Origin of the sequence: Sphingosinicella sp. YJ22 (assembly GCF_011320075.1) — a bacterium.
Classification (GTDB): domain Bacteria; phylum Pseudomonadota; class Alphaproteobacteria; order Sphingomonadales; family Sphingomonadaceae; genus Allosphingosinicella.
Genome location: NZ_JAANPA010000062.1, coordinates 1 through 9,727 on the forward strand (window position 1 = coordinate 1; position 9,727 = coordinate 9,727).

The 9,727-nt window shown below is 69.0% G+C and carries 8 protein-coding genes; all 8 read right to left on the reverse strand.

What is annotated here, in order from left to right:
* A partial coding sequence (murG, locus tag G7B71_RS15060; RefSeq protein WP_166042405.1) for an undecaprenyldiphospho-muramoylpentapeptide beta-N-acetylglucosaminyltransferase occupies positions 1-1,111 on the reverse strand: 1,111 nt, incomplete at its 3' end.
* On the reverse strand, positions 1,108-2,298 hold the full coding sequence (locus G7B71_RS15065; protein ID WP_166042417.1) for a putative peptidoglycan glycosyltransferase FtsW: 1,191 nt from the start codon (positions 2,296-2,298) through the stop codon (positions 1,108-1,110). The genes murG and G7B71_RS15065, both read right to left, overlap by 4 nt.
* Before the next feature lie 14 nt (positions 2,299-2,312).
* Positions 2,313-3,773, reverse strand: coding sequence for a UDP-N-acetylmuramoyl-L-alanine--D-glutamate ligase (gene murD, locus G7B71_RS15070; protein ID WP_243406269.1), 1,461 nt, complete (start codon positions 3,771-3,773; stop codon positions 2,313-2,315).
* Entirely contained in the window at positions 3,770-4,840 is a 1,071-nt protein-coding gene (gene mraY, locus G7B71_RS15075) for a phospho-N-acetylmuramoyl-pentapeptide-transferase (protein WP_166042408.1), read from the reverse strand. Before mraY ends, murD begins: the two co-directional genes overlap by 4 nt.
* Positions 4,840-6,216 carry a UDP-N-acetylmuramoyl-tripeptide--D-alanyl-D-alanine ligase gene (murF, locus tag G7B71_RS15080; RefSeq protein ID WP_166042411.1) on the reverse strand — a complete coding sequence of 459 codons (1,377 nt, stop codon included), beginning with the start codon at positions 6,214-6,216 and terminating at the stop codon, positions 4,840-4,842. Before murF ends, mraY begins: the two co-directional genes overlap by 1 nt.
* Before the next feature lie 184 nt (positions 6,217-6,400).
* Positions 6,401-7,816 (reverse strand): UDP-N-acetylmuramoyl-L-alanyl-D-glutamate--2,6-diaminopimelate ligase, encoded by a 1,416-nt coding sequence (locus G7B71_RS15085; protein WP_166042413.1) that lies wholly within the window; start codon positions 7,814-7,816, stop codon positions 6,401-6,403.
* Complete coding sequence (locus G7B71_RS15090; protein WP_166042415.1) at positions 7,816-9,498, reverse strand: penicillin-binding protein 2; 1,683 nt, start codon at positions 9,496-9,498, stop codon at positions 7,816-7,818. The genes G7B71_RS15085 and G7B71_RS15090 overlap by 1 nt, the downstream gene beginning before the upstream one ends.
* Positions 9,498-9,727: hypothetical protein (locus tag G7B71_RS15095; RefSeq protein ID WP_207774820.1), on the reverse strand; the 230-nt coding region annotated here is incomplete at its 5' end. The genes G7B71_RS15090 and G7B71_RS15095, both read right to left, overlap by 1 nt.

A 9,727-nucleotide genomic window follows, 5' to 3' on the forward strand; every position in this document is an offset into this window, starting at 1 on the left:
GCGCGCCGCCGCCGCCGGTGCGCTCGACGAGGTCGGCGAGGTCGCGCGCGGCGTGGGGCCGCCCGACCGCGCGGGCACGCGACGCCGCGTTGGCGAGCGCCTGCGGCTCGAGGCCGAGCTTCTGCATCTGCTTGGCGAGCTCCACGGGCGTGAACTGGTGCTGGGCGATCACCCGGGCGCCGCCGGAGCGTGCCATCTCGCGGGCATTGGCGGTCTGGTGGTCGTCGGTTGCCGACGGCAGCGGGATGAGGATGGCGGGACGGCCGGCCGCGGTCAGCTCGGCGATCGTCGACGCGCCGGCGCGGGCGATGACGAGGTGCGACCAGGCGAGCTTGTCGGGCATGTCGGTGATGTAGGTGGCGAGGTCGGCGGGAATGCCGAGCTCGGCATAGCGGGCGCGGACCTGCTCGATATCCTCGGCGCGGCACTGCTGGGTGACCTGGAGGCGCCGGCGGAAATGCTCGGGGAGAAGGCCGAGGCCTTCCGGAACCACGCTCGACAGCACGCTCGCGCCCTGGCTGCCGCCGATGACGAGCACCCGGAAGATGCCGTCCTCGCCCAATGGCGGGAACGGCTGCTCGCGCAGCTGCAGGACCTCGTCACGCACCGGATTGCCGACGAGATGGACTTTGTCGCCGACGCCCGACGGCAGCCGGTCGACCCTGTCATAGGCGGTGGCGATCGCGTCCATCCGCCGCGCCATGAGCCGGTTGACCCGGCCGAGCACGGCATTCTGCTCGTGGATCACGGTCGGCACGCGAAGCTTGCGCGCGGCGAGCAGGGCGGGCAGCGCCGGATAGCCGCCGAAGCCGACCACTGCGGCCGGATCGAAGCTGTCGTAGAGCCTCACCGCCATGTCGCGCCCGGTCAGGATCGCTCGGGCGGCGCGCAGCAGGCCGATCGGGTTCTTGCTCAGGCGCCCGGCGGGGAGGACGTGGACCGGCACCTGGTCGAACAGGCCCGGGATGCGCGCGCCGCGCTCGTCGGTGATCAGCGCGACATGGTGGCCGCGCAGCATCAGCTCCTCGGCCAGCGCATGGGCCGGGATCATGTGGCCGCCGGTGCCGCCGGCGGCGAGGACATAATGACGGGACGGGCGCGCCAGGCTCATTCGCGTCCACTCCAACGCACGACATAAGGGGATCGGTGCAGATAGGGGTTTCGCCGCGTGAAGGCGAGCAGAAGGCCGAAGCCCATCGCAAGCGCGATCATCGACGATCCGCCATAGGAAATGAACGGCAGGGTCATGCCTTTCGACGGCAGCAGGTGGACGTTGACCGCCATGTTGATGATCGCCTGCACGCCGATCTGGATGACGAGGCCGCCGGCCGCGAGGATGACGAACATGTCCTCTTCGTTGAGCATCCGGATCAGCACGCGCCCGATGATCGCCAGGTAGAGGATGGCGATGGCGATGCAGGCGAGCATGCCGAACTCCTCGCCGATCACCGAGAAGATGTAGTCGGTGTGGGGCTCGGGCAGGTGGAACTTGCGGACGCCTGCCCCCGGCCCGAGGCCGAACAGCCCGCCCGAGACGAGGGTGCGAAGCGCCGCGTCGGTCTGGCCGTTGTCGCCGGCGTCGAACAGGAAACCGTCGATGCGCGCGGTCGCGACCGGGTAAAAGAAGTAAGCGAGCACGATCCCGGCGAGGCCGAGGCCGGCGAGGATGTAGAGGAAGCGCATCTTGGCGCCGGACAGGGTAAGGAGCGCGACCCAGCAGGTCACGAAGATCACCGTCTCGCCGAGGTTGGGCTGGCGCATCAGGGCGAAGGCGATGACGAAGGTCAAGGCGCCGGTGACCGACACCATCGGAAGCGCCGGGTCCTTCTGCTTCAGCGACAGCAGCCAGGCCATGGCGACGATGTAGAGCGGCTTCAAAAACTCGGACGGCTGGACGTTGGTGACTCCGAGGTCGATCCAGCGAACCGCGCCGTTGCGCTCCATGCCGATGATCGGAACCAGCATCAGAACGATCGTGCCGATCCCCGCGCCGAGCAGGGCGAGCCGCCGAGCCATCGTCTTGGGCAGCATCGAGACGAAGATCATCACCGGGATGGCGACGAGCGTCCACACCAGCTGCAAGGTGAAGAAGTGGAGCGGCGCGTAGCGGAAGTTGGTCCCGGACAGCCGGCTTGCGGCGGCCGGCGAGGCGGCGGCGACCGCGATCAGTCCGATGACAATCAGGATCGCGACGAGCAGGAGGAGGACCCGGTCGGTTTCCCAGAACCAGCGGCCGACCGGCGACAGGTCGGAGCGGCCGCCCCAGCGCGGCGCCTTCTTCTCCGCTCCCGCCTTCATGACGCCACCCCCGATCACGCCAACTTCTCCACCGCGGCGCGGAACGCCTCGCCGCGCGCTTCATAGTCCTTGAACTGGTCGAACGAGGCGCAGGCGGGCGACAACAGCACCACCTCCCCCGGTCTAGCGGCCAGCTTGGCGTCGGTCACCGCCTTTTCAAGCACTTGGCTCTCGGTCACCGGCACTTTTCCGTGGAGAAGTCGGGCGAACATCGGCCCGGACTCGCCGATCGTGTAGGCGGCGCGGACATGGCCGAGATACTGCTCGCACGGCCCGAGGTCCTCGGTCTTGGCGAGCCCACCGACGATCCAGTGGATATGCGGGTAAGCGGCAAGCGCCGGAGCGGTCGAATCCGGGTTCGTCGCCTTGCTGTCGTTGACGAAGAGAACGCCGTCCTTCTCCCCCACCCGCTGCATGCGATGCGGAAGACCGGGATAGGTGCGAAGCCCTTCCTCGATCTGGCCTAAATCGATCCCAAGCTCCAAAGCGGCAGCAGCAGCGGCTGCTGCATTTTCGGCGTTGTGGGGACCCTGCAGGTTCGGCCAATCCTTCTGGCGAGCGAAGCGCTCTCCGTAGTGATAGGCCTCGCCATCAGCCACGGCAGCGACAGCAAGTATGTCGTTGAACTCCGTACATGCCCAAGCTGTCCCGATGTCGCGATCACGGAGAAATTCGTTGAACGTATCAGCCGACGCCGGGCTGTCGGTTGTAATTGCAACGTGATGAGGCGTTTGCATTTCGAACAATCGTCGCTTCGAGGTGACATATGCCTCGAAGCCTTCGTACCGGTCGAGATGATCAGGCGTGACGTTGAGAAGCACAGCGACGTCACAGTCGAGACTCGTCGTGAGGTCGATCTGGTAGCTGGACAACTCCAGCACGTAGACGCCGCCCTCCGGGAGCGGGTCCTGGGCGAGGATCGGCAGGCCGATATTGCCGCCCATCGCCGTCGGCACGCCCGCCGTCTCGAGGATGTGGTGGACGAGCGCGGTCGTCGTCGACTTGCCGTTGGTGCCGGTGATCCCGACGACCTTGTGCGGCGGCAACTCGGCCCGCGCCTGTGCGAACAGCTCGATGTCGCCGATCACCGGCACCCCCGCCGCGCGGGCATGCGCCGCGATTGGGTGGCGGTTGAGCGGCACGCCGGGGGAGACGACAACCCCGGCAAAACCGGTGAGGTTGATGGTCAGCGGATCGGCGAAGCTAAGTCCCCTTTCCCCTTCAGGGGAGAGGGTGCCGCCGACGGCGGCGGGAGAGGGGGCTGTCCCGCCCGACTCCCCCTCTCCTGGCTCGCTGCGCGAGCCGTCCTCTCCCCTGAAGGGGAGAGGGGCAAGGGCCGCCCGCGCCTCTTCCCGCTCGTCCCACGCCACCACCTGCGCGCCGCTGGCGAGCAGCGCCTCGACCGTCGCCCGGCCGGAGCGCGCGAGGCCGAGAACGGCATATTTCTTACCCGAGAAGGCGCGCGCCGTGATCACCGCAGCTTCAGGGTCGACAGGCCGGCGAGCGCGAGGACGAAGGCGATGATCCAGAAGCGGATGACCACGGTCGGCTCGCTCCAGCCCTTCTGCTCGAAATGGTGGTGGATCGGCGCCATCCGGAACACCCGGCGGCCGGTGCGCTTGTAGAAGAACACCTGGATGATGACGCTCAAGGCCTCCATCACGAACAGGCCGCCGACGATCCCGAGCACCACCTCATGCTTGGTCGCCACCGCGATCGCGCCGAGCGCTCCGCCCAGGGCGAGGCTTCCGGTATCGCCCATGAAGACCGCGGCCGGCGGCGCGTTGAACCACAGGAAGGCGAGGCCGGCGCCGACGATCGCCAGGCACAATACGGTGAGGTCGCCGGCCCCGAGCACGTGCGGGATTCCGAGATAATTGGCGAAGATCGCGTTGCCGACGAGGTAGGAGATCACGACGAAGGCGAGGCTGGCGATGATCACCGGCATGGTCGCAAGGCCGTCGAGCCCGTCGGTGAGGTTCACCGCATTGCCGGCGCCGACGATGACCAACGCGCCGAACGGAATGTAGAACCAGCCGAGGTCCACGACCGGCCCCTGGATGAACGGCAAATAGAGCTCGCCGCCCGCCGACCACACGATGATCGCGACTCCGATGCCGGCGATGAGGAATTCGAACAGCAGCCGCATCCGCGCCGACACGCCCTTGTGGCTGCGCTTGGTGACCTTGTCGAAATCGTCGAGGAAGCCGATCAGGCCGAAGCCCGCGGTGATGAACAGGCACGCCCACAGATAGGGGTTCCTGAGGTCCATCCACAGCAGCATCGCGACCAGCACCGAGGTCAGGATCATCAGCCCGCCCATGGTCGGCGTACCGCGCTTGGCGAGATGGGTGAGCGGGCCGTCGTCGCGGATCGGCTGGCCCTTGCCCTGCCTCACGCGAAGCCAGCCGATGAAGCGCGGCCCGATCAGCAGCCCGACGACGAGCGCGGTCGCGGTCGCTCCGCCGGCACGGAACGTGATGTAGCGGAAGAGATTGAAGATGCCTTCGTTTCCGAAGAGGTCAGCGAGCAGCAGAAGCATTAGAGCCTGTCCCCCGCCAGCGCCTCGACGAGCCTGGCGAGCCCCAGCGAATTGGATCCTTTGACGAGTATCGCGTCGCCGGGGCGGATCGCTTGGCGGACGATCTCTGTGGCGGCGGACGCATCGGCGACATGCGTCAATTCGGCGTCACCGCCAAGCGCTTTCGCAAGCGCCGCCATCTCTTCGCCGACGAGAATGACCCGTTCGACGCCGGCGGAACGAACCGGCTCGGCCAGAGCGGCGTGGAAGGCATCGGATTCGACGCCCAGTTCCTTCATCGATCCGAGCACCGCGATGCGGCGCCCTTGCACCTTCTCGGCGCCGAGCACGGCGAGCGTCGCCGCCATCGACGCGGGATTGGCATTGTAGCTTTCGTCGATCAGCAGAGCGGTGCCGTCGCCGGCCGCGATCCGGTGCCGCTCGCCGCGCCCCTTGAGCCCGCCCAATTCGGCCAGCGCGAGCCCGGCGGCGCCGAGATCTCCGCCCACCGCCTGAACCGCGGCGAGCACCGCAAGCGCGTTGGACACCATATGCTGGCCCGGCTGAGGCAGGGTGAAATTGACCTGGCTGTCGCCGAGCTTGGCCGAGACCATGGTGCCACTGTCGGTCGGCATCGCATAGGCGGCGGTGACGTCGGCGCCCTTCTCAAGCCCGAAGGCGACGATCCGGCTCGCATGAGGCTGGGCCGCGGCGATGAGGCGGTCGCGGTGGGGGCTGTCGAACGGGACGATCGCCACCCCGCCCGGCTCGAGCCCTTCGAAGATCTCGCCCTTGGCGTCGGCAATCGCCTCGTCGCTGGCGAAGAATTCGCGGTGCGCGCTGGCGATGGCGGTAACGATGGCGACGTGCGGCCGGACCATCGCGGTCAGCGCGCGAAGCTCGCCCGAATGGTTCATGCCCATTTCGAGCACGGCGTAGCGCGTGTCGCGCGGCATGCGCGCGAGGCTCAGCGGCACGCCGGTATGGTTGTTGTAGCTCTTGACCGAGCGGTGGACCCGGCCGGGAGCGCCACGGTCGAGCGCGGCGAACAGCGCTTCCTTGGTCGTCGTCTTGCCGACCGAGCCGGTGACTCCGATGACCCGTGCCGAGGTCCGCGCGCGCGCCGCGGTGCCGAGATCGTTGAGCGCGGCGGTCGTTTCCGCCACGAGCACGTGGGGCGCGTCGACCGGCTCGCTGACGATCACCCCGACGGCGCCCGCCGCGACCGCCTTGTCGACGAAGCGGTGCCCATCGGTCGTCTCCCCCTTCAGGGCGATGAACAGGTCGCCCGGCCCGATCTCTCGCGAGTCGAAGGCGACGCCGGTGACGGAGAAGTCGGCGGAAGCGGTGCCGCCGGTCGCCTCGGCGATTTCGGCTGAGGTCCAGAGCGAGGTCATGCCGCCCCCATAAACAGCCCCTCCCCTTCAGGGGAGGGGATAGGGGTGGGGAGCGCTGAGGAGGCTCGATGCCTCCGAAGCGCTGCAAGTGCGCCGGTGCCGGGAGCCTTCAGGCGCGCAGACGCGCGCCCCCACCCCTTGATCCCCTCCCCTGAAGGGGAGGGGCGAGAGAGCGTGCGCGAGGTCATGCCGCGCACTCGCGCGCTACGGTCACGTCGTCAAACGGAAGCACCATGTTACCCACAATTTGTCCCTGCTCGTGGCCCTTGCCGGCGAGCAGGATGATGTCGCCCTCGCCCGCCTCGGCGACCGCGGCGGCGATCGCCTCGCGGCGGCCGCCGACCTCGCGCGCGTCGGGCGCGCCCGCCAGGATGTCGCGGCGGATCGCGGCGGGATCCTCGCTGCGCGGATTGTCGTCGGTGACGATGACGAGGTCGGACAGGCGCTGGGCGACCGCGCCCATTTCCGGCCTCTTGCCCTGGTCGCGGTCGCCGCCGGCGCCGAACACGGTGATCAGCCGCTTCTCGGTGTGGGGCCGCAGCGCATGACACGCCGCCTCGATCGCGTCGGGGGTGTGGGCGTAATCGACATAGATGGGCGCGCCGCCGCGGGTGATCACCGCCCGCTCCAGCCGCCCGCGCACGGGATGAACGCGCCCGAGGCAGGCGAGCGTCTGGGTGAGGTCGCCGCCGGTGGCGATGACGAGACCCGCGGCGGTCAGCGCGTTGGCGGCCTGGTAGGCGCCGATCAGGTTGAGCGTCACCTTGTGGCGCTTGCCTTCGGCCTCGATGACCATGGTCTGGCCGAGCGGCGTTCGCTCCCGTTCGACGAGGTGCAAGGTCTCGCCCTTGGTGCCGACGGTGAGCAGTTCGAGGCCCCGGTTCAGAGCGCGCCGCGCCACCTCCGGCGACTTGGGATCGTCGGCCCAGACGACCGCGCTCCCGTCCGGTTCGACCACTTCGTCGAACAGCCGCATCTTGGCCTCGAAATAAGCCTCCATGGTGAGATGATAGTCGAGATGGTCGCGGCTGAAATTGGTGAAGGCGGCAGCCTGCACCGGCAGGCCCTCGGTGCGATATTGCGACAGGCCGTGGCTCGACGCCTCGAACGCGGCATGGGTGATGCCCATCTTGGCGAGGCCGGCCATGTTGGACAGGAAGGTGACGATGTCGGGCGTGGTCAGGCCGGTCGTCACCTGCTCGTCCGAAGTGGTGACGCCCAATGTGCCGATGCTCGCCGATGGATGACCCGCCATGCGCCACAGCTGGCGGGTCAGCTCGACGTTCGAGGTCTTGCCGTTGGTGCCGGTGACCGCGACGACCGTCTTCGGGAACGGCTTGAAGAATCGCGCCGCGAGCCGGGCGAATTCCTGGCGCGGCTCGGCGGCGGCGATGTGGAGCGCGCCCTCGACCGTCGCCTGCGGCCGCGCCACCACCGCGACGGCGCCCGAGCGCACCGCGTCCGCGATATAATCCTCGCCGTTGAAGCGGGTGCCCTGGAAGGCGCCGAAGATGGTGCCCGGCGCGACCTTGCGATGGTCGATCGCGAAACCGGTGACCGAAGCGGTCTCGCTACCGCCGGTCAGCGCTCCCAGGCGCATCAGTCTTCCGCACCCTGCACCAGATGCGCGATGTCGGAGACGTCGATGTCGCGAGTCGCGGACGGCGTGACGCCGAGCAGCGCGCCGGTGCGAGCGATGACCCGCGAGACGACGGGCGCCGCGGTATAGGCGGCGGTGGTCTGGCCGAGATTCGCCTCGGTGCGTTCGGGAGCGTCGAGCATGACCACCACCACATAGCGCGGCCGATCCATCGGGAAAGCCGCCGCGAAGGTGGAAACGTTCACCGTGCGCGAATAGCCCCCGATTCCGGGCTTTTCGGCGGTGCCGGTCTTGCCGCCGACCCGGAAGCCCTCGGCCTCGGCGCGCCGGCCGCTGCCGTTGGTGACGATCAGTCGAAGCATCTGGCGCATGCGGCGGCTGGTCTCGGGCGTGAACACGCGCTCGCCGGCCGGAACCTGGGCGGGCGAGCGGCGCAGCAGGGTCGCCGGCCGCCACAGGCCGCCATTGACCAGCGCCGCATAGGAGCTGGCGAGGTGAAGCGGAGTCACCGCGATGCCGTGGCCGAAGCTGGTGGTGAACAGGGTCGCCCGGCTCCACTCGCGCGGGTAGATCGTGCCCCCGCGCTCGCGCAGCTCGATCATCGGCCGCTCGTGGAAATGGAGCGCTCGGAACAGCGCGTCCATCCGCTGTGCGCCCAACCGGTCCGCGATGCGCGCCGTGGCGACGTTGGACGACTTGGTGAGAACCTCTGGAACGCTCAGCGCGCGTCCTGCGGGGTGGCTGTCGCCGATGCGGTGGCGGCCGACCATCAGCGCGGTGGTCGTGTCCCAATATTCGCCGGGCCGGGTGACTCCGGCGTCGAGCGCGGCTGCGACGGTGAGCGGCTTGAAGGTCGAGCCGAGCTCGTAGACGCTCTGGGTGATGTTGTTGCGGCGGACTTCATTGCTGCCCTGCCCCGGCACGTTCGGGTTGAACTGCGGCGCCGACGCCATCGCGACGAGCTCGCCGGTGTCGACGTCGAGGACGATGCCGGTGCCGCCGATCGCGCGCATCTCGGTCATCGCCCAGCCGAGCTCGGCCTCCATCGCCGCCTGCACGCGGCTGTCGATCGACAGCGCCAGCGGCTGCGCGCGGCCGGCCTCGCCGAGCAACGTCTCCTCGAGCGAGCGCTCGACCCCGGCGACTCCGTGGCCGTTGTCGTCGAGCCAGCCGAGCATATGCGCCCCGAGCTGCGCCTGCGGATAGAGGCGGGTCGGCTCCTGGCCGAAGGTGATGCCCGGCTCGCCGAGCGCGTTCACCGCCTCGACCAGTTCGGCGTCGGCGCGGCGGCGCAGATAGGTGAAGCTGACCTCGCGGCGAAGCTGGGTCAGATACCATTCGGCGCTCTGCTCCGGCATCAGCTCGTTGAGCCGGGCGGCGAGCTCGACCTTGTCGCCGATGATGTTGCGCGGCTGCACGCCGATCGCCCACGCCTCGATCGTGGTCGCCAGCACGACGCCGTTGCGGTCGACGATGTCGCCGCGCGGCGGCAGCGTGACGGCGGCGGCGCTTCGCGCGCCGATGTCGGAGAAGACATGTAATTGCGCCAGCCGCGCGCCGATCAGCAGGATGGCACCGGCGAACAGCAGCAGGACCAGCATTAGCCGGTCGTAGGCGATGCCTTCCTGCTCTTCCTTCTTCGTGTCGGCGGCCGGCAATATATGCGCGGCGAGCGTCGCCATTAGCGTCCCTCGCCGCCCGCAGTCGCCCGGCTCTCGCTGCGCTCACGAGCGGACAGCTCGCGCAGCGTGCGCTCGTTGAGCAGCGACGAGGCGCGGGTGGCGGTGCGCTGAGGCGCGGCCGCTGGACGCTGTGTTGCGGCGGGGCGCGGCGCGGCAACGGCGGGAGCGCGTGTGACCGAGGCCTGGCGGAGCAGCGGCGCTCGGGCCTGCGTCGGCACGGTCACCGCCG